Source organism: Thermobifida fusca NBRC 14071 = JCM 3263 (assembly GCF_001592045.1).
Lineage (GTDB): Bacteria > Actinomycetota > Actinomycetes > Streptosporangiales > Streptosporangiaceae > Thermobifida > Thermobifida fusca.
This window is the reverse complement of the sequence record NZ_BCWB01000050.1, coordinates 1-20,036: the sequence shown is the minus strand read 5'-3', so window position 1 is coordinate 20,036 and position 20,036 is coordinate 1. Positions and strand designations below refer to the sequence as shown.

Sequence of the window (20,036 nt, the reverse complement as noted above, 5' to 3'; positions counted from 1 at the left end):
CAACCCAAGCGGCAGCTTCCCTTGCCTCATCCTAGGGCTCATGAACCACTCGCTGTGGCCGGTGGACGGCGTCAGGACTCTCACAAACCGCAGGGAGAAAACTCAGCGCAGTCGGTGCGCGGCACGGCGCAGCCGGGCCAGTGCGCGGTGCTGGGCGACCCGGACCGCGCCGGGAGACATGCCGAGGGCGTGCCCGGTCTCGTCCGCGGACAGGCCCGCGATCACGCGCAGGGACAGGAGGCGGCGCTGCTGTTCGGGGAGTGTGCTGAGGAGTTCTCGGGCCTGTTCTGCTTCGACGATGCGGACCGCGGACTCTTCCGGTCCGGGTGATTCGTCGGGGTGGTCGGGCACCGAGTCGGTGGGAACGTCGGCGCGGGTGCGGCCGCGCAGGGCATCAGCGACCTTGTGGGCGGCGATGCCGAAAACAAAAGAAGCGAAAGGGCGCCCCATGTCCCGGTAGCGCGGCAGCGCGGACAGCAGGGCGAGGCACACCTCTTGGGCCACGTCGTCGAAGTCGTGGGTGGAACCGGGGACGCGGGACAGCCGGGCACGGCAGTAGCGCACCACCATGGGATGGACTTCGCGGATCAGCGAGTCCACCGCGCCGTCGTCCCCTTGGGCCGCCAGCGAGGTGAGGTGGTTGAGCTCTGCGTCGTCTGCCCGCGGGCGGGTGGCCTGCCGGTGAGATGGTGGCGTGCCTTCCGCGACGCGTAGATCCCTCACATATCGAATGATGCCCACTGGCGGAGACTCACTCGCCACGATTCGAGACAACAGAATGGTTACATTTGGGACTATTCTCGCGGGACACCACGCGTGTCCCGGGGGTAGACCCGGGACACGCGTGGTAAAGGCCCGCTGCTTCCCGTGACGGGAGAGGCCTCGGATCAGTGGCTGTGGCCGTGGCCGCCCTCGGCGTTCTCTTCCTCCTCGGGCTTCTCCACGACCAGCGCCTCGGTGGTCAGCAGCATGCCGGCGATGGACGCGGCGTTCTGCACCGCAGACCGGGTGACCTTCACCGGGTCGATGATGCCCTGCGCCACCAGGTCGCCGTACTCCCCGGTCGCCGCGTTGTATCCGTGGCCGGGCTCCAGTTCCGCGATCCGGGAGACGACCACGTTGCCTTCGGCGCCCGCGTTGTTGGCGATCCAGCGGGCCGGCGCCACCAGCGCACGGCGCACGATCGCCACACCGGTGGCCTCGTCACCGGTCCGGCCCAGGTCGCCTTCCAGGGTCTTCGCGGCGTGCACCAGGGCGGAGCCGCCGCCGGCGATGATGCCTTCCTCCACGGCCGCGCGGGTCGCGGAGATGGCGTCCTCGAGACGGTGCTTGCGCTCCTTGAGCTCGACCTCGGTCGCGGCGCCCACCCGCAGCACGCAGACACCGCCCGCGAGCTTGGCCAGCCGCTCCTGGAGCTTCTCGCGGTCCCAGTCAGAGTCGGTGGCCTCGATCTCCTTGCGGATCTGGTTGATGCGGTCGTTGACCTCGGACTGGTCTCCGGCACCGTCCACGATGGTGGTGGTGTCCTTGGTGACGGTGATGCGGCGGGCCTTGCCGAGCACGTCGAGCTCAGCGTTCTCCAGGGTCAGGCCGACCTCTTCAGCGATGACCTGGCCGCCGGTGAGGATCGCGATGTCCTGGAGCATGGCCTTGCGGCGCTCACCGAAGCCGGGGGCCTTGACCGCGGCCACGGACAGCGTGCCGCGCATCTTGTTGAGCACGAGCGCGCCCAGCGCGTCGCCCTCCACGTCCTCGGCGATGATGAGCAGCGGCTTCTTGGTCTGGACGATCTTCTCCAGCAGCGGCAGCAGCTCGGCGAGGTTGCTGATCTTGCCCTGGTGGATCAGGATCAGCGCGTCCTCGAGCACCGCCTCCTGGCGGTCCGGGTCGGTGACGAAGTAGGGCGAAATGTAGCCCTTGTCGAACTGCAGACCCTCCGTGAACTCCAGGTCCATACCGAAGGTCTGCGACTCTTCGACGGTGATGACCCCGTCCTTGCCGACCTTGTCGAAGGCCTCGGCGATCAGCTCACCGATCTGCTTGTCCTGCGCGGAGTTGGTGGCCACGTAGGCGATGTCGCCGCGCTCGTCGATCTCGCGGGCCCGCGACAGCAGAGTCTCGGAGACCGCCTGGGCGGCGGCGTCGATGCCCCGCTTCAGCAGGATGGGCGAGGCACCCGCGGCAACACTGCGCAGCCCTTCGTTGACGAGCGCCTGGGCGAGCACCGTCGCGGTGGTCGTACCGTCACCGGCCGCGTCGTTGGTCTTGGTGGCGACTTCCTTGACGAGCTGGGCGCCCAGGTTCTCGTAGGGGTCCTCCAGCTCCACCTCGCGGGCGACGGTGACACCGTCGTTGGTGATGGTCGGGGCACCCCACTTCTTGTCGATGACGACGTTGCGGCCCTTCGGGCCGAGCGTCACCTTGACGGCGTCAGCGAGGCGGTTCACACCGCGTTCCAGAGCGCGCCGCGCAGACTCGTCGAACTCCAGGATTTTGGGCATTGGACTTCCTCGGATAGTGCTGAGATCGACTGCGGTGCACCGGCCGCGCCGGCTCAGGCACAGCGCGGCCACACGGAAAGCGCGCGGGCGGGTGGTCCCGCCCGCGCGCAGTCACACCTTGCTCGGAAGGATGTTCCGTGGCTTACTTCTCAACGACCGCGAGCAGGTCGCGAGCGGAGAGCACCAGGTACTCCTCACCGTCGTACTTGACCTCGGTGCCGCCGTACTTGCTGTAGAGGACGATGTCGCCCTCCTTGACATCCAGCGGGATGCGCTTGCTGCCCTCGTCGTCCCAACGGCCCGGGCCCACAGCGAGGACCTTGCCTTCCTGGGGCTTCTCCTTGGCGGTGTCCGGGATGACCAGGCCGGACGCGGTGGTCTGCTCGGCCTCCAGAGGCTGGACGACGACGCGGTCCTCGAGCGGCTTCAGCACAATCTTGGTGGCGGTCGACACGGTGTGACCTCCCCCTTCAGAATTTCTGAACGATGAATGGCATGCAGACAAAAGGGACGACCACGGCGGCCTGCCGTCGCGGGTGCCAGACCAACCTCGTCGCGATTAGCACTCTACCCTTGAGAGTGCCAATACGAAACAGTAGTGGCGCCCATCGGGGTCGTCAAACAACAGGTCACAGGGGAACACGAACGTGACAAACAGGGAGCTGGCAGGCTTTCTCGCTTTACGCAGTCCGGTGGGGGAACGCCTGCTTGGTGAAGTGGCCCCGGGCGAGTCGGCAGCCGACCCGCTGCGGGCAGTGGACCGGCTGCGCCGCCACCCAGCCCTCGCCGAGCTCCCTGAGGAAGAGGCCGCGGCACTCGTCCACGCGCTCCTCACCCAAGTCCGGTTGCGCAGTCGCGCCAAAGCGAAGTTCGGCCCGCTCGCCGACCAGATGTTCTTCACCCCTGCAGGCCTGGAACAGGCCACCCGGGCCCCGGTGGCGGCCTACCGGGCCCGCCGCATCGCCGACCGCGTCGCCAGCGCCACCGCCCCCGTCGCGGACCTGTGCTGCGGCATCGGCGCAGACCTGCTCGCGCTAGCCCGGGCCGGACTGTCCGTGGAAGGCGTCGACCAGGACCCGCTCACGGTCGCCGTCGCCGAAGCGAACATCGCGGCCGCGGGCCTGGCCGGGCGCGCCCAGGTGCGGCTCGGCGACGCCACCCAGGTCCGCTCTGCGGAGTACGCGGCTGTGTTCTGTGACCCCGCGCGGCGCAGCCACCGCGGCCGGGTCTTCGACCCGCGCGCCTACTCCCCCGCCTGGGACACGGTCGTGGCCCTGGCCCAGGCCGCCCCAGCCGGATGTGTCAAAGCCGCGCCGGGACTGCCGCACGAGTCGATCCCCGACGGCACCGCCGCCGAGTGGATCTCCGTGGACCGGGAGGTCAAAGAGACCACGCTGTGGTTCGGGGCACTCGCCGAGGGGGCCCCTTCCCGGCAGGCCACCCTGGTGCGTACCAAGCCCGGCTCCGGCGAAGTGGAGATCATCACGGTGGTCGACCACCGCCTGGGCACGCCTCCCCTCTCCCGGCCGCTGCGCTACCTGTACGAGCCGGACAACGCGGTGGTCCGGTCCCACCTGGTGGCCGAGGCCGCGGCAGCGGTCAACGGGTCGCTGCTCGACCCCGCGATCGCCTACCTCACCTCCGACTCCCTGGTCCGCACCCCGTTATGCCAGGTCTACGAGGTGCGCGAGGTGATGCCCTTCTCCTTGAAGCGGCTGCGGGCCGCGCTGCGAGAGCGGAACGTGGGCACGGTGACCATCAAGAAGCGCGGCTCCGCGGTCGACGTGGAACGGCTGCGCCGCGACTTGAAGCTGCGCGGGTCGGAGACGGCCGTGGTGGTGCTGACCCGGTTCGGCTCCCGGCCGTACTGCCTGTTGTGCGCCGAGGTTGCCGCAGGTGAGGACGGTGGGTCACCGTGAGCGCTCTTCTGCCGCGGTATCGCTGTACATAACGGTATGTATGGTTCTTTCGCTGTCTCATGAGACAACGGCTGGTCTGTCGTTAGACTGGCCGCGCTGAATGTTTCTCCCCTCAACTCGCGATTAGTCCGGCGGCTACTTTTACCCCCTTTTGGTGGGTTTCTTCTAGCAACCCATCACGACTCTGAGTAGGGACAAGACTCTGATCTGTCACGACGTGGATGTCCACGGCACCGTCGGACCTCGCGAGGACTCCCCGCCCTGAGCCACTGACGGGCGGGGAAGTGCCACATCTAAAGGAGCACCTCGGTGGAACAGACCAACCACAACTTCCTCAGCGGGGGAGGTCAGACCGGGATCTCTGATCGCATGCGGGAGCTGCTCTCCCGGGCCGCCCAAGAGCATCTCTCGGAGCAGAAAACACAGGATGCGATCACCGAGGAGATGCGCCAACGGCTGGAGGGCATGGAGTGGCTGCTGCGTGAGGTCCGGGAACGCGAGCTGGCCACTCTGACCGACGGCGTCACCACGGTCCAGGCCGGGGTCGAGTCGCTGTCCACCCGTCCTCCGGAGTGGGCGGAGACGCTCGCGGAACACATCGAGCAGGTGGGTGCCCGGGTTGAGCCGCTCGCGGAGATGGCCCCGCTGCGCTCGGACGTCACCGGGCTCGTCAGTGGCCTGGAGAGTGTGCTGGGCCGCCTGGCGGAACTCGCCGAGACCGCGTCCCGCACCGCAGAGCAGACAGCCGCGCTCACCGAGCGGTTGGACGGGCTGGCCAGCGCGATCGACCTGCGCCTGTCGCGGATCGACGAGGCCATCGAATCGCTGAGCACGCGTGCCGCGACCTTGGAGAACGCGGTGGAGACGGTCGGGGAGCGCGTGGAGCAGCGTCTCCTCGCCGCACTGGCCGAGCAGCGCGACGCGCTGCAGGAGGCCCGCACCGAACTCGGCCAGCGCATCACCGAAACCGCCGACGCCCTGCGCCAGGAGACGGCGGAGCAGACAGCCGCGCTCACCACCGCCCTGACCGAGCAGCGCGACGCGCTCACCACACGGCTCGACGAGCACCGCGACGCGTTGCAGGAGGCCCGCACCGAACTCGGCCAGCGCATCACCGAAACCGCCGACGCGCTACGTCAGGAGACGGCGGAGCAGACAGCCGCGCTCACCACCGCCCTGACCGAGCAGCGCGACGCGCTCACCACACGGCTCGACGAGCACCGCGACGCGCTCAGCGGCACCTTCTCGCAGAGCATGGAGTTCCTGACCACGCAGGCGGACGAGAACCACGCCGAGGCCACTGCTGCGATCGCCGACGTCAACAGCGCGGTGGCGGCGCTGAGCAGCACCACCGAAGAGCGGCTCGGCGAAATGCGGGAGCAGTTGCGCCGCAACCGGGTGGAACTGTCCGAACAGTCCGCGTCCCAGCACGCGGAACTGCGGGAACGCGACGAAGAGCTCCGCGAAGCGCTGCTGGCCCGGCTCGCGGAAACCGCGGACAGTCTGCGCGCCGCCTTCGACGAAGGGCGCTCCGCTGCGGCGACCGCGGCCGCTGAACTGGCGTCGGCGCTCGCCGAGGCCCGTTCCGACGCCAAGTCGGACTCTGCCGAACTCCTCGAGCAGCTCACTGCCCGGGTCGAGGAGCTGCGTGCCGCGGTGGCTGAAGAGCTCCGCACGCTCGACGCCGCGGCCCAGGAGCGGGGCGCCGCGCTCAGCGAACGGTTCGCGGAACACCACAACGCTGTCACGGAACGGCTCGACCAGCACGAGCGGGAGCTGGCGGAGCGGGTCGACACGCACCTGTCCACGATCACGACCCGGTTGGACAGCCAGCACGAGTCGCTGGCCGGCAAGTTCGAGAACAGCCTGGAGAACCTAGGCAGCCGCTTCGACACGTTCGAAGGCCGCTTCGACGGCAGTTTCGAAGGCATCGACGGCAAGATCGACGGGATCAACGGGCGGCTGGACGGCCTCGACGGCCGGGTCACCGGTGTGGAAGGCAAGTTCGAAGGGGTCCACGGCCACTTCGAAGGGGTTGACGGGCGGCTGGAGGCGATCGACGACCGGCTGGAGGCCGTCAACCAGCGTCTCGCTCAGCTTCCGGCTTCGCTCGAAGTCAGCGAGGTGCACCGTCGCCTGTCCGAGCTGGTGGAACGCCCGGTCATCGACCACAGCGACCGGCTCGACTCGCTGGACCGCAAGCTCGACGAGAACCTCAACCCGCTGCTGAACGAGCTGCGGGCCCGGCCGGACCGGCACGAGTTCGAAGAGACCCTCAGCGAGGTGGTGGAGACGTCGCACGACGACGTCACCAAGCGCCTGGCGGCTCTCGAAGAGACGATGCTCGCGCTCGCCGAAGCCCTGCTCCGCCCCGGCCGCGACGGCGGCAAGAAGCGGCGCAACAGCAGCGACTTCGACGACCTGGACGACGAGTAAGTCTCATCCTCTCCCGGGGCCGGTCCGCGTGCGGGCCGGCCCCTGCCGCTGTCTGGGGGCCGCTGGGGCAGTAGAGCCCCAGCGGCGGATCGGGATGCTCGCGGCCCGGTCAGTTCACGAGCACGCTGCTCACCGGCAGCGAAGTGTCCACGGCCATGTCCAGCGGGGACGGCGGTAGCCCCGCGGCCACCACTTCCGCGCCCAGTGCCGCGATCATCGCCCCGTTGTCGGTGCACAGCCGAGGCCGGGGCACACGCACTTCGATCCCTGCCGCGGCGCACCGCTCTTCCGCGAGCGCCCTCAGCCGCGAATTAGCGGCCACCCCGCCGCTGATCACCAGGTGGCGCACCCCGTGCTCCCGGCACGCGTCCACTGCCTTGCGGGTCAGGACGTCCGCGACCGCCTCCTGGAACGCTGCGGCCACGTCGGGCACGCTCACGGGCCTCCCCTGCCGTTCCGCGTCCTCTACCCAGCGGGCCACGGCGGTCTTCAACCCGGAGAACGAGAAGTCGTAGGTTCCGTCCCCCCATTTGCCGCGCGGGAAGTGGATGGCGGTGCCGTCCCCGTCGCGGGCGGCGCGGTCGATCGGCGGTCCCCCTGGATACGGCAGGTTGAGCAGGCGCGCCACTTTGTCGTAGGCCTCGCCCGCGGCGTCGTCCACGGTCTCGCCGAGCAGTTGCACGTCGGTCGCCAAGTCCCGGACGAGGAGGAGGGACGTGTGCCCGCCGGACACGAGGAGCGCCACCACCGGTTTGGGGAGCGGCCCGTGCTCCAACTGGTCAACGGCGACGTGGCCGACCAGGTGGTTCACCCCGTACAGCGGTTTGTCCAGGGCGAGCGCGTAGGCTTTGGCCGCGGACAGGCCGACCAGGAGCGCCCCCGCCAGGCCAGGCCCCACGGTGACCGCGATCGCGTCGACATCGGACAGCCGCACCCCGGCGCGTTCCGCGGCCCGGCGCACGGTGGGGGTCATCGCCTCCAAGTGGGCGCGGCTGGCGACCTCGGGCACCACGCCGCCGAACCGGGCGTGCTCATCGACGCTGGACGCAACCTCGTCGGCGAGCAGTTCACAGCCGCGCACGAAAGCGACCCCGGTCTCATCGCAGGAACTCTCGATCCCCATGATCAGGGGCGGCTGGCTGGCAGTGGTCATCGCTCTTCCTCAATGGGCTCCAGGCGGCGCATGATGATGGCGTCCGCGCCGACGTAGTAGCCGGAGCGGACTCCGACCTCCACAAAGCCGAACTTCTGGTACAGGTCCCGGGCACGCGGGTTGTCCGACCGGACTTCCAGGAACATGGCGGTGATGCCGCGGCGGCGCGCCTCGTCCAGCAGCGCGGTCAGCAGGGCGCGGCCGATCCCCTTCCCCCACCGTTCGGGGGCCACGGCAATGGTCTGCACGTCGCCTTCGGGAGGTACCGCGCGCAGTCCCGCATAGCCGACGAGTGTCCCGTCGGCCTCCTCAGCGACCAGGTAGTAGCGGTCGGGTTGGGCGAGTTCGTCGCGGAAGATCCCCTCGCTCCACGCGTCGGCGGGAAACAGGGTCCGCTCCAATGCGAGGACTTCTGCGACGTCGTCGAGGGTCATCGAACGCAGCAGCGGAGTCATCGGGACCGTCCCAGTTCGGCCGCCGTGGGCTGGCGTACTTTCTTCGGCGCCCCGGGGATCTGGGCGTCGGGTCGGCGCAGGTACAGGGGACGCGGCTCCGGCAGGGGGGTGCCGTCGCGCAAGGCCCGCACCGCGAATTCACCGAGCGCGGCCGCTGTCGGGTACAGCGGTTCGGCTGCCTCAGGGTCCTGTCCGAAGACGTCGGCATACAGGTGGGCGCCGTGCCCGATCACCGGCAGGCCCGCGGTGTCGACGTCGGCGGGCCGGTTCACGGCGATGTCCCCGACCCGGGTCGCAGCATCGGTGTAGCGGGCCCAGAACACTTCTTTGCGGCGGGCGTCGGTGGCGGCGATGAACGGGGTGGTCCGTCCCGACGCCCACGCGAGAGCGTCCAGGGTGGCCACGCCTACGCAGGGCACGCCCAAGGCTTCGGCGAGGGCGTGCGCGGTCGCCAAGCCGACCCGCAGCCCGGTGTACGGGCCGGGACCGATACCCACCGCGATGTGGGTGACGTCCTCCAGGTCTACCCCGGCGTCCGCGACGACCGTGCGGATCTGGGGGGTGAGGAGCTCCCCGTGGCGGCGCGCGTCCACGGTGGTGCGGGCGGCCCGCACCCGTACCCCGTCCGGGCCGGACTCGCACAGCGCCGTCGTCACAGCGGGAGTGGCAGTGTCGAAAGCCAGTAGCAGCACGGTGGACCAGCCTATTCGAGTTTGTCCCCGGCGAGTGCGGTCAGTGTGCCGCGCCAGCGGTCGCCGATGCGGCGGATCTGCACGGTCCGCGTGTCGTCGGCGTGCCGGTCGATGCTGATCTCCAGGCGGTCGTCGCTGAGCCACTCCGCGATTCCCGTCCCCCATTCGACGACGGTGACCGACTCCGCCATTCCCGCTTCCAGGTCGAGGTCGTCGAGTTCTTCGGGGCCGCTGAGCCGGTAGGCGTCCACGTGGACCAGGTCGGGGCCGCCGACGAGGCTGGGATGGGTGCGGGCAATAGCGAAGGTCGGCGACGTCACGGGGCCGCGCACCTGCAGTCCTTGGGCGAGCCCTTGGGTGAAGGTGGTCTTGCCTGCGCCCAGCGGCCCGGAGAGCAACAGGAGGTCTCCGGCGCGGGTTTCGGCCGCAATAGCGCGGCCGAGGGCCCGCATCGCCGTGTCGGTGGCGACGGTGACAGTGGTCGTGTCAGGTGAGGAGGTGTCGGTCATATCCGTTCGGCTCGCGGCGTTGTGAGGGAAGCGGTGGGTACCGCGCCGTACAGCACCAGGGTAGGCACTCGGGGGGAGCGGTCCGGACAGTGTGCGGTGCGGGATCAGCGCACAGCGCCGGTGTAGACGCGCGGCACCCGCCGGCCGATGCGGGTGACGATCTCGTAGGAGATCGTGTCCAAGGCGTCCGCCCAGTCTTGGGCGGTGGGTTCGCCGTGGTCGCCGGGGCCGAACAGGATTGCACGGTCGCCGGGGGTGACCGTGTCGTCGCCGATGTCCACCACGAACTGGTCCATGCACACGGTTCCGGCGATGGTGCGGCGGCGGCCTGCCACGAACACGGGGGCGCGGTTGGTTGCGGCGCGCGGCACCCCGTCGCCGTAGCCGAGGGGTACCAGGGCGAGGTTGGTTTCCCGGTCGGTCACGTAGCGGTACCCGTAGGAGACGCCGCTGCCGGGGCGGACTCGTTTGCAGCCCACCAGGGTGGCGCTGAGTGTCATGGCGGGCCGCAGGCCCGGCACGTCCAGGCCGGGGATGGGGGACAGCCCGTAGGTGGCGATCCCGGGCCGCACCAGGTCGAATCGGGCATCGGGTCGGGTGAGGAGCGCCGCAGAGTTGGCGATGTGCCGGACCTGGGGGTGCAGCCCGGCCTTGTCGACGACGGACAGCGCCTGGTGGAAGGCTTCAAGCTGGGCGGTGGTGGCGGGGTTGTCGGGCTCGTCGGCACAGGCGAGGTGAGAGAACACTCCGGTGACGGTGAGCAGCCCTGCGGCTTCGGCGCGCGCCAGGGCCGCAGCTGCGGCAGACCAGTCGGCGGGGCCGATACCGCCGCGGTTCAGACCGGTGTCGACTTTGAGGTGGATGCGGGCCTGGCGGCGCGCCTGCCGGGCCGCGTCAATGACCTCGTTGATCACCCACATCGATCCGATACCGAGGTCGATGCCGGCGTCGATCGCCTCGGTGAGGGGTTCTCCGGGGGGCACCAGCCAGGCGAGGATCGGCGCGTCGATGCCGGCAGCACGCAACTGCAGCGCCTCGGCAATGAATGCGGTGCCCAGCCAGGTTGCCCCTCCGGCGAGCGCTGCCCGCGCGGCAGGGACCATGCCGTGCCCGTACCCGTCTGCTTTGACCACGCCCATCACCTGGGCGCCCGCTGCTCGTTCAGCGAGGAGCGCAATGTTGCCGCTGATGGCGTCCAGGTCGATCCTGGCTTCGGCAAAAGACGACATGTATGCAAGTCTGACACGAAATCGGACGTCCGACCCGGGACTGCGGTCCCTGATTTGTGCGGGTTTACCAGCAGAAATCGGCTCCTTACCGAGAGCGCACCAGCAGGCGTGCGGTGCTCTTCGGCAGCAGCAGTCCCAGCATGCCCACGGCCGCATAGGGCAGCTGCCCCGGGGCGGCTGCGCCCAGGACCGCGCCGATCGTGGCACGGGGAGTGCGCAGGAAGCGGCGTGGATTCGGCTGGTCGCGCGGCACCGACCAGCCGCTGGCCAGCAGCGAGACCAGGGCTCCTGCCCCGACCAGCACCCAGACGGCGTCAGCAGTGGGCAGCGCGGTGAACCATGCGGTCACGGCGAGGAGTGTGGGGAGCGCGTAGGCGCCGCCTAGTACTCCAGGGTCGAGGCTGTCCACGACCGCGGCTGCCGCGGCACAGACAGCCAGTGCTGCCGGGGTGGCCAGCCCGAGCCGTACCAGCAGTCCGTCTGCTTCCGCGGCGAGCTTGTCCCGGTCGGGGACCCGGGTCGGCTGTCCCGCGGCTCGGGCCACGCCCATGGCGTGTTCGCGGCGGCGGCGCAGGACACGCCAGCCCGTGCAGAGCGCTGTCGGGCCCCGGCTGGCGGCCGCGAGCTGGACCGTGTATTCGTGCAGGATCGCGGCTGCCGCTTCGACGAGGGTGACAGGGAGCCGCGCCCAGGCCAAGGCGATGCGGCGGAACAGCGGGGCGATGTCCCCGGGCAGGTGGGAGCGGTACCACACTGCACGGCCGTAGGCTTGAGCGGCCAGACGGCGCAGCGGGGCTTTCCCCGGGAGAGGCGGCGTGGTGTGGGCGGCGAGCCGCTGCATCCGGTAGTCCAGCAGGACCCCGCAGACCAGGAAGAGGAGCAGCAGCCAGCGGGTTGCCGCGCCGTTGCCGTAGAGCGCGAACACGGTCGCGGTGAGGGCGGTGGGCTCCAAACCGGCGAGCAGAGCGTTGAAGGTGAGGTGTTCGAGGGCGGCCGCGCCCAGCGCGAGAGGCGGCAGCAGCCACAGCTTGGCCCCGTACAGGCGCCGTCCCACGACGGCGATCCCGAGTGTGGCGCCCACGAGTCCGGTGGTGACCGCATGCCCGGAGAAGCGGATGTCTGCCCACGGGATCTCCAGCCATCCGGGGAAGAGGGTGAACGCTCCTCCTTGCGGCAGGGGGTGGAAGGCGGTCTCGTCCGCGCTCAGGACGGTGGCGACGGTCTCCGCGAGCTGGAAACCTGCCCCGCAGGCTGCCGCGGCCAGCAGGTAGTCCACGGCGGCGAAGCGCCGCATCCGACGGCGGGCCACCAGCCAGAACACGAGGAACGGCAGGAATTTCGCGACCTCTTCGACGGGTACCGCGACGGCGACGGAGGCGAGCGGGTCGAAGGGGTCGAGGCGCAGCAGCGCGGCCACAGCCAGTTCCAGGAAAGCGATGGGGCCGAGGGCGAGGGCACCGAGGACGGTCAGGCGCAGCAGCGCGGCGAAGCTGAGGGTGCGGGACCGGGCCAGCCAGGCGAGTTGCGCGAGCAGCCACACGGTCAACGCGACAGCGGTGAGCGCGGTGGGGATCGCAGGGACGACCAGGGCGGCGAGGGCGAGCAGGAGCAGGGCGATCCACCCCCACGCGCCCCGCACCGCACGTGCCCGGGCAACGGAGCGCGGTGACCGGTCGCGGAGCGCTTCCCCCCATGCGCTGACGCGTTCCCCCACGTCGCCCCGGGGTTTGCGTTTGTCACGGCCGGCGGGGTCGAGGCAGCCGTAGCGGACAGCGGCCTGGAGGAGTTCCGGATCGTTCCTGGTGTGCGCGGTCTCCGCGAATTCGGCGCGGGCGCGGCCGATGTCGTCGCCGACAAAGGCGGCCACATAGTCCGCGGGTCCGGCGGCCACGGTGAGCTCGTCTGCGGTGACGAGGACCGCTGCGGAGAGGTCTTCGAGGCAGACGAGGAAGTCGGTGGGGGTGTCGCCCCAACTGCGGATGACCCCGATCAGCGAGGAGGTGGCCGCGCGCACTTGAATGACCGGTTCGTAGGCGTATTCGGAGCGGGTGCGGCAGATCAGCACGTGGTCGACGCCTACCGCTGCGGCGGCTGCGGTGATCCGCTCAATAAGGGAAGTGTCGCGCGCTGCGGTGAACGGCGCCACGATTTTACGGTCGAATTCGATCCAGTCCAGGTCGAATTCGGTGGCGGTGGCGCAGATCCGCAGTACCAGATCGCGCGTGAGCATGGCCTGCTGGTCCATGGCCTCGTTTTCCTGTATCCGGGGTGCTGGCGCAACACGTCACACCGGAGCGCTCCGGCGAAGTGTTTACGTTATCGCGGCGAAACGACTCTTTTTCAAGAGGTCTGGGAACACGGTCCCACTCGGGGGCGAACCCGGCATGTTCACGGTGTGGTATTGCGTGCCAGAGGGATAAGGGGAACTCCTGTCGTGTGATCGGATCAGTTCCGTTTTTGGTGCGGGAGAAAATACCCGCGGTTTTTCGACGACGCTCGCCTTCGTCCGGGCATGGAAACACCCCGGCACCAACCGTGTTGAATCAACCGGTCCCGTTTTCGGACCGCGCCGTGCTGACGAGTCGCAATTCCCCGCTAGGAGCCTCCACGCGGCTTTCGGGCCGAGGGCAGAGCGGCAGCCCGACTCATCAGCGGCCCCAGCACCAGGGCTGGACGTGCAGGAATTCCGCCTGGCTGGGTGCGCTGTCCTCTTTTCTCAAGCTGCGCGACGGGTGCTTTCCTCCGCTGGAGGACGTCCTGCAAGGAGAATGCGTGCGCCTGGACGGTTGGCGAACGCCCTGCGGTAGCGCGGCAGGCCTTATTCGCGGTACACGACCGCGGAGATCGCCCGCGGAATGGCGTCGAACAAGTCGGATGCACTGATCGGAGCGCCGCCGTGCGCCAACCGGGCCGCCATACCGTGCAGGTAGGCGCCGCACGCCGCTGCCTCCCACGGAGGCAGGCCGGTAGCCAGCAGTGCGCCGATCATGCCTGCCAGCACATCCCCGCTCCCCGCCGTGGCGAGCAGGGGCGTGCCCGTCGGGTTGGCCGCCACCGCCCGGTTCGGTTCCGCAACCAGTGTCGTCGACCCCTTCACCAGCACGGTGCAGCCGTATTCGGCGGCAGCGCGCCGCGCATAGTCCAACCGGTGCGCTTCGACGTCGGCGCGCTCCACGCCGGGCAGGAGCCGCGTCAACTCTCCGGCGTGCGGGGTGAGCAGGGTGGGGGCTGTGCGCTCCCGCACCAGGGCCGGGTTGCGGGCGAGCAGAGTGAGAGCGTCGGCATCCACCAGCACCGGAACGTCACTGGCGAGCACCGCTTCCAGCTCGGCGAGCGCTGCGGGGTGCAGTCCGCGCCCCGGGCCGATCACCCAGGCCGCGACCCGCTGCGGCAGGCTCGCCACCGGGTCTACCGGGTCCAGCGCCGAGGCGACCGTCTCCGGCCACCGGGCCACTACCTCGCGCGCCACCTCCGGTTCGCCCACATACCGCAGCAAGCCCACCCCGGTGCGCAGTGCGCCCCCTGCGGCGAGCACCGCGGCCCCCCGGTAGCGGTTGCTGCCCGCGGCCAGCGCCAGCACTCCCCGACGGTATTTGTCGCTCTCCGCGGTAGGCCGGGGCAGCAGCGCGGCAACATCCTCAGCTTGGAAAGACACCAGGTCCGGGTCGGGTAGTTGCGGGGCCAGCCCGATATCGACGAACTCGACCACGCCTGCGCGCCCCGCGCCCGGGTCGACCAACAGTCCCGGCTTGTACGTGCCAAACGTGACCGTCACGTCGGCCCGCACGCTAGCCCCCGGCACCGCTCCCGTGTCCGCGTCCACCCCGCTGGGCAGGTCCACGGCAACCACCGCGGCATCGGTGGACTCGGTCAACGCGGCCAGTGAAGCGTGCGGTTCCCGCAACGCCCCGCGCACCCCGATCCCCACCAGGCCGTCCACGACGAGATCCGCTCCGGCGACAAGGGCCGCTGCCTGCTCCACCGAGGCCGTGCGGCCGCCGGCGGCCCGCAGTGCGGCCAGGCCGCGCTCATGCAGGGTGCGTCCCGCGCCGACCGCGGTGACCGCGGCGCCGCGACGTGCCAGCTCAGCCCCGGCGAAAAGCGCGTCACCGCCGTTGTCCCCGCTGCCGACCAGCAGCACTACGCGCGCCCCGGACACGCGGGGCAGGATCCGCACGCACACTGACGCCAGGCCGAAGGCGGCTCTCCGCATCAGCGTGCCTTCCGGCAGTTGCGCTAGGAGCGCGCCTTCCGCGGCGCGGACGGTTTCCACGATGTGTGCGGTGCGCATACCTCTCCCCGTGGTCGCTTCCGGGTGCGGGCACACCCGTCCTCCGGTGCAATCATGGTTGCGGACGGCATCGGATCGTGTGGTGCGGTGGTCCTTATCCAGCTACCCATCCGTCACCGATGCTGCCCGCCCGTCCTGGTTTACTTCTTCCAACGCGAAAGAGAAAGATCAGTCGTCATCCATCGACAAGCAGCACGGGACGCTCCCATGACCTACACCGACGACCGTGTCGATTCCGGTTTGACCGACCGCGTCTCCCTCCTGCAGAACGCCATGCACAAGCTCGGCGCGGACGTCATCCGGCTGCAGACCCAGCTCAGTGAGATCGCGACCGCGGCACCGCCGCGTTCGCAGGAACGGGCCCCCGCCTCGCAGTTCATCTTCAACCTGTCCCGGGATGAGTACCGGGGAGAACTCGCCGCTCTCGTCTCGTGGGTGAACGACTTCTTGATCCCCGTGTATGCGGGCCCAGTGACCCGCTGGTGCCCTGCCTGGTGGGAGCATCACGAGGCGGTAGGCAGGCTCCACGCGCTGCGTCTGTCCTACCTGGAGCTCACCGACACCACGATCTCCGGGGCATCGGGGCCGGGAATCTGGCACCGCGATCACCTGGACCCTGTCCTGGACCGGCTCTTCGCCCCTGACGGCCCGTTCGTGAACTGCCTGGGCCCCGCCGGGCACCGTCCGAAAGACTCCTGACTTCAGGTCTTCCGCAAACGGACCCGGCGGACCCGGTGGTCTTCTCCTTTGAAGAGGACCAGGGTCGCGCGCGGCCGGGTGGGGATGATGTTCTCCACCAGGTTGACCTCGTTGATGGTGTGCCAGGTGTGCATCGCGAATTCTTTGGCTTCTTCCTCAGAAGCGGACGTCGCCATCGCGTGGAAGTAGGAGCGCGGGTCCTCGAACGCGGTGCGGCGCAGTTCCAGGAACCGGTTCAGATACCACGACCGGATGTGCTCCACGCGGGCGTCCACGTAGAGGGAGAAGTCGAAGAAGTCGGCCAGCGCCAGCCGCCCGGGCGGAGGCGGCTGAAGCACGTTGATGCCCTCCACGATGAGGATGTCGGGCCGGTGCACGATCTGCGTCTCGCCAGGCAGGATGTCGTAGGCCAGGTGCGAGTAGACGGGGATCTCCATCTTGTCCGCTCCGGCCTTCATCTCTGAGACGAACCGGAGGAGAGCGCGCCGGTCGTAGCTTTCCGGGAAGCCCTTCCGGTTCATGATCCCGCGCTCCTCCAGCACCGCGTTGGGGTAGAGGAAGTTGTCGGTGCTGACCAGTTCGACGTGGGGATGGTCCGGCCACTGCGACAAGAGTGTCCGCAGCAGCCTGGCTGTCGTGGACTTGCCGACGGCTACGCTCCCCGCTACTCCGATGACGAACGGGGTGGGACGGTCGCTTTCCCCGAGGAAGTCCCGCACCGCCGCGTGCCGCTGCCGGGTCGCTTTGACATACAAGTTGAGCAGTCGGGAGAGCGGCAGGTAGATGTCCCGGACTTCGTCCAGCGACGTGGGGTCCGCGGTACCGCGGAGCTTCTCCAGTTCCGCTTCCGTCAGCGACAGCGGAGTCGCCGCCCGCAACTCGGCCCATGCTTGGCGGTCGAGTTCCACGTACGGCGTCAAAAAGCCGTTTTTCGTCGCGTGAGACACGTCTGCTCACCCTAGACGAACGGGATTCGGTACCTGTGGGGCACCCCGCCTCTTCACGCGTTCAGGCCCCTGACCATGGGTGGCACGGTGCGCCGGTGGAGCTTCCCCGGCCCCCTGCACCGCTGCGCAGTCCTGGCATAGGACTCTTCCGACAGTATGGGGCGGTGCTGTTCCCGTCCCGGCAGGGGGAAGGCTGCCCCTGCCCTGCAGACGCCGCGACACGCATTCCTCGCCTCTTTCGCTGTGTGGCCTGGCCGAGGATTCCGGGCGCCTCCCCGCAGCGTCCCCTCCCGATGTCCGCGGTGTTTTCCAGGGAGGTGCGGGACCCCCGGCTGAAAACCCGGTGTGAGAAGTCAGACGCTTTCCTGAGGCAACCACGGCAAACCCGCGGGGCCCGACCTGCGCCAAACCGGCGGGCTGGAGCACTGGTCTATACCGCTACCTGCGAAAATCATGCAAAGACAGGACCGCTGCTCCTCTCTTTCTCCCCCTTTTTTGGTTACTCTGACGCTCATGTGTGGAATCGTTGGCTACGTCGGGCCGAAACCGGCGCTGGAAGTCGTCGTCGAAGGTCTGGCCAGGCTTGAGTACCGGGGATACGACTCCGCGGGAGTTGCAGTGCTCAGTGACGGCAAACTCCAGACGGAGAAACGGGCCGGCAAGCTGGCGAACCTGCGGGCCGCGCTGCAAGCCAATCCGCGTTCCGCCGACGGCATCGGCATCGGCCACACCCGCTGGGCCACCCACGGTGCGCCCACCGACGGCAACGCCCACCCCCACGTAGACGAGATGAACCGTGTGGCGGTGGTCCACAACGGCATCATCGAGAACTTCGCGCAACTGCGGATGGAGTTGGAGGAGCGTGGCTGCAAGTTCCGCTCCGAAACCGACACCGAAGTCGTCGCCCACATGCTCAGCGAGCAGCTCACTGAGCACAACGGCGACCTTGGTGCGGCTATGCGCTCGGTGTGCCGCCGTCTTGAGGGCGCCTTCACCCTGGTCGCGATCTCCGAAGACGACCCGGGACTGGTGGTAGCCGCGCGCCGCAACTCCCCGCTGGTCGTCGGCCGTGGCAACGGAGAGAACTTCCTTGCCAGCGACGTGGCCGCGTTCATCGCGCACACCCGCGACGCCATCGAACTGGGCCAGGACCAGGTGGTCGAGCTGCGGGCCGACTCGATCACTATCACCGACTACGACGGTGCCCCTGCCCAGGTGCGCGAATACCACGTGGACTGGGACGCTTCCGCCGCGGAGAAGGGCGGCTATGACTACTTCATGCTCAAGGAGATCGCCGAACAGCCGCGTGCGATCGCGGACACGCTGCTCGGCCGGGTCGCCGTGGACGGCACGCTGACCCTGGACGAGATGCGGCTGGCTCCCGAGGAGCTGCGGCAGATCTCCAAGATCGTCATCGTCGCCTGCGGCAGCTCGTACCATGCGGGCCTGATCGCCAAGTACGCCATCGAGCACTGGTGCCGTATCCCGTGCGAGGTCGAGGTCGCCAGCGAGTTCCGCTACCGCGACCCGATCCTGGATCCCCAGACGCTGGTCATCGCCATCTCCCAGTCGGGGGAGAGCATGGACACCCTGATGGCGGTGCGCTACGCCCGGGAGCAGCAGTCCCGGGTGCTGGCGATCTGCAACGTCAACGGCTCCACGATTCCCCGGGAGTCCGACGGGGTGCTGTACACGCACGCCGGCCCCGAGGTGGGTGTGGCCGCGACCAAGACCTTCCTCACCCAGCTCGTCGCCTGCTACCTGGTCGGCCTCTACCTGGCTCAGGTGCGCGGCCTGAAGTTCGGCGACGAGATCAACGCGATCATCGGGCAGCTCGCCCGCATGCCGGAGCAGGTGGAGAAGGTACTCAACACCGTGCAGCCGGTCCGCGACCTGGCCCGCTCGCTCGCCGAAGCGAAGACGGTGCTCTTCCTAGGCCGGCACGTGGGCTACCCGGTGGCTATGGAAGGCGCCCTCAAGCTCAAGGAACTGGCCTACATGCACGCGGAAGCGTTCGCGGCCGGGGAACTCAAGCACGGACCGATCGCGCTCATCGAGGACGGTCTGCCGGTCGTTGTCGTGGTGCCGTCCCGCGAGGGCCGCAGCGTGCTGCACGACAAGATCGTCTCCAACATCCAAGAGATCCGGGCACGGGGTGCGCGGACCATCGTGATCGCGGAGGAGGGAGACGAGAGTGTCCGCCCCTACTCTGACACTCTGATCGAAATCCCCGCCGTGCCCACCCTGCTGCAACCGCTCGTGGCAACCGTGCCCCTGCAGGTGTTCGCCTGCGAGCTGGCACTGGCCAAGGGCAACGACGTGGACCAGCCACGCAACCTGGCCAAGAGCGTGACCGTGGAGTAAGTCTCGCATCTCGTGCGGAAGGGGCCGGCACGCCGAGTGCTGGCCCCTCGCTGTGTCCGCGGTCCTCGAGCAGGGCCGGGCAGCAGAGCCTTGGCGCACACACGCTGCCCTGTTTCCCGCCGGGCGGGAAACAGGGCAGCAGCGCTTCCCAGCAGGCTTTTTACGCGTTGATGGACAGTTCGTCTCGGACTACGTCGGCCAGCCGGTCAGCGATGGCCTGAGCACGGTCCTGCGACGTTGCCTCCACCATCACCCGGACGATCGGCTCGGTGCCGCTCGGCCGCAGCAGGACGCGGCCGCTGTCCCCGAGCTCCGCCTCGGCCGCAGCCACTTCCGCAGCGATCCGCTCCGATGTGGCAACCCGGGTCTTGTCCACCCCGGACACGTTCACCAGCACCTGCGGCAGCCGGTTCATGACCTTGGCGAGCTCAGCCAGCGCCACTCCCCTCCGGTTGACCGCGGCGAGCAGGTGCATGCCGGTCAGCAGGCCGTCGCCCGTCGTCGCATGGTCCAGCAGGATGATGTGGCCGGACTGCTCCCCGCCCAGCGAATACGACCCAGCCCGCATGGCTTCGAGGACGTAGCGGTCGCCCACCTGGGTTTCGACCAGGGTGATCCCGGCTTCCTTCATGGCGAGTTTGAGTCCCAGGTTCGACATGACCGTGACCACGAGGGTGTTGTTGTGCAGCGCGTTCGCCTCGTACAGTTCCAGCGCCAAGACGGCCATGATCTGGTCGCCGTCGACAACAGATCCGTCAGCGGCCACCGCCTGGCAGCGGTCAGCGTCCCCGTCGTGCGCGATGCCCGCATCGGCGCCGTGCTCCAGCACCGCCGCGCGCAG

At 69.1% G+C, this 20,036-nt stretch carries 15 protein-coding genes and 1 pseudogene; 4 read left to right on the top strand and 12 right to left on the bottom strand.

What is annotated here, in order from left to right; genetic code table 11:
• Positions 1-102 precede the first annotated feature (102 nt).
• From TF1_RS13275 to groES, 3 genes are all read right to left on the bottom strand, one after another.
• Positions 103-723: a sigma-70 family RNA polymerase sigma factor gene (locus TF1_RS13275; RefSeq protein ID WP_049755075.1), complete on the bottom strand. Its 621-nt coding sequence runs from the start codon at positions 721-723 to the stop codon at positions 103-105.
• Positions 724-887: 164 nt separating this feature from the next.
• Positions 888-2,501 (bottom strand): chaperonin GroEL, encoded by a 1,614-nt coding sequence (gene groL / locus TF1_RS13270; protein ID WP_011293021.1) that lies wholly within the window; start codon positions 2,499-2,501, stop codon positions 888-890.
• Positions 2,502-2,643: 142 nt separating this feature from the next.
• Entirely contained in the window at positions 2,644-2,955 is a 312-nt protein-coding gene (gene groES / locus TF1_RS13265; RefSeq protein ID WP_011293022.1) for a co-chaperone GroES, read from the bottom strand.
• Between the two features lie 193 nt (positions 2,956-3,148).
• Between groES and TF1_RS13260 the strand changes: the two genes are divergently transcribed.
• The gene (locus TF1_RS13260; protein ID WP_011293023.1) at positions 3,149-4,420 is read left to right on the top strand and encodes a class I SAM-dependent methyltransferase; all 1,272 of its coding nucleotides are present in this window, start codon (positions 3,149-3,151) and stop codon (positions 4,418-4,420) included.
• Positions 4,421-4,729: 309 nt separating this feature from the next.
• Positions 4,730-6,856, top strand: coding sequence for a coiled-coil domain-containing protein (locus TF1_RS13255; protein ID WP_016189228.1), 2,127 nt, complete (start codon positions 4,730-4,732; stop codon positions 6,854-6,856).
• A 109-nt stretch (positions 6,857-6,965) separates the two neighbouring features.
• Here the strand turns inward: TF1_RS13255 and tsaD are convergent, their stop codons facing one another.
• From tsaD to TF1_RS13220, 7 genes are all read right to left on the bottom strand, one after another.
• Positions 6,966-8,009, bottom strand: coding sequence for a tRNA (adenosine(37)-N6)-threonylcarbamoyltransferase complex transferase subunit TsaD (tsaD, locus tag TF1_RS13250; protein WP_011293025.1), 1,044 nt, complete (start codon positions 8,007-8,009; stop codon positions 6,966-6,968).
• Positions 8,006-8,464, bottom strand: coding sequence for a ribosomal protein S18-alanine N-acetyltransferase (rimI, locus tag TF1_RS13245; protein ID WP_011293026.1), 459 nt, complete (start codon positions 8,462-8,464; stop codon positions 8,006-8,008). Before rimI ends, tsaD begins: the two co-directional genes overlap by 4 nt.
• Positions 8,461-9,156: a tRNA (adenosine(37)-N6)-threonylcarbamoyltransferase complex dimerization subunit type 1 TsaB gene (tsaB, locus tag TF1_RS13240; RefSeq protein WP_016189229.1), complete on the bottom strand. Its 696-nt coding sequence runs from the start codon at positions 9,154-9,156 to the stop codon at positions 8,461-8,463. The genes rimI and tsaB overlap by 4 nt, the downstream gene beginning before the upstream one ends.
• A gap of 11 nt (positions 9,157-9,167) precedes the next feature.
• Positions 9,168-9,665: a tRNA (adenosine(37)-N6)-threonylcarbamoyltransferase complex ATPase subunit type 1 TsaE gene (tsaE, locus tag TF1_RS13235; protein ID WP_011293028.1), complete on the bottom strand. Its 498-nt coding sequence runs from the start codon at positions 9,663-9,665 to the stop codon at positions 9,168-9,170.
• A 104-nt stretch (positions 9,666-9,769) separates the two neighbouring features.
• Positions 9,770-10,894 carry an alanine racemase gene (gene alr / locus TF1_RS13230; RefSeq protein WP_011293029.1) on the bottom strand — a complete coding sequence of 375 codons (1,125 nt, stop codon included), beginning with the start codon at positions 10,892-10,894 and terminating at the stop codon, positions 9,770-9,772.
• An 85-nt stretch (positions 10,895-10,979) separates the two neighbouring features.
• Positions 10,980-13,139 (bottom strand): PrsW family intramembrane metalloprotease, encoded by a 2,160-nt coding sequence (locus TF1_RS13225; protein ID WP_061783937.1) that lies wholly within the window; start codon positions 13,137-13,139, stop codon positions 10,980-10,982.
• 573 nt (positions 13,140-13,712) lie between these two features.
• On the bottom strand, positions 13,713-15,185 hold the full coding sequence (locus tag TF1_RS13220; RefSeq protein ID WP_011293031.1) for a bifunctional ADP-dependent NAD(P)H-hydrate dehydratase/NAD(P)H-hydrate epimerase: 1,473 nt from the start codon (positions 15,183-15,185) through the stop codon (positions 13,713-13,715).
• A 207-nt stretch (positions 15,186-15,392) separates the two neighbouring features.
• Here TF1_RS13220 and TF1_RS13215 point away from each other — a divergent pair, with 207 nt between their 5' ends.
• Positions 15,393-15,884 (top strand): DUF4913 domain-containing protein, encoded by a 492-nt coding sequence (locus TF1_RS13215; protein ID WP_011293032.1) that lies wholly within the window; start codon positions 15,393-15,395, stop codon positions 15,882-15,884.
• A gap of 2 nt (positions 15,885-15,886) precedes the next feature.
• On the opposite strand, the gene coaA is transcribed toward TF1_RS13215, so the two are convergent.
• Complete coding sequence (coaA, locus tag TF1_RS13210) at positions 15,887-16,792, bottom strand: type I pantothenate kinase (protein ID WP_016189231.1); 906 nt, start codon at positions 16,790-16,792, stop codon at positions 15,887-15,889.
• A gap of 552 nt (positions 16,793-17,344) precedes the next feature.
• Between coaA and glmS the strand changes: the two genes are divergently transcribed.
• Complete coding sequence (glmS, locus tag TF1_RS13205; protein WP_016189232.1) at positions 17,345-19,195, top strand: glutamine--fructose-6-phosphate transaminase (isomerizing); 1,851 nt, start codon at positions 17,345-17,347, stop codon at positions 19,193-19,195.
• 160 nt (positions 19,196-19,355) lie between these two features.
• On the opposite strand, the pseudogene TF1_RS13200 reads toward glmS, so the two are convergent.
• A pseudogene (locus tag TF1_RS13200) lies at positions 19,356-20,036 on the bottom strand (phosphoglucosamine mutase); the annotation flags it as partial.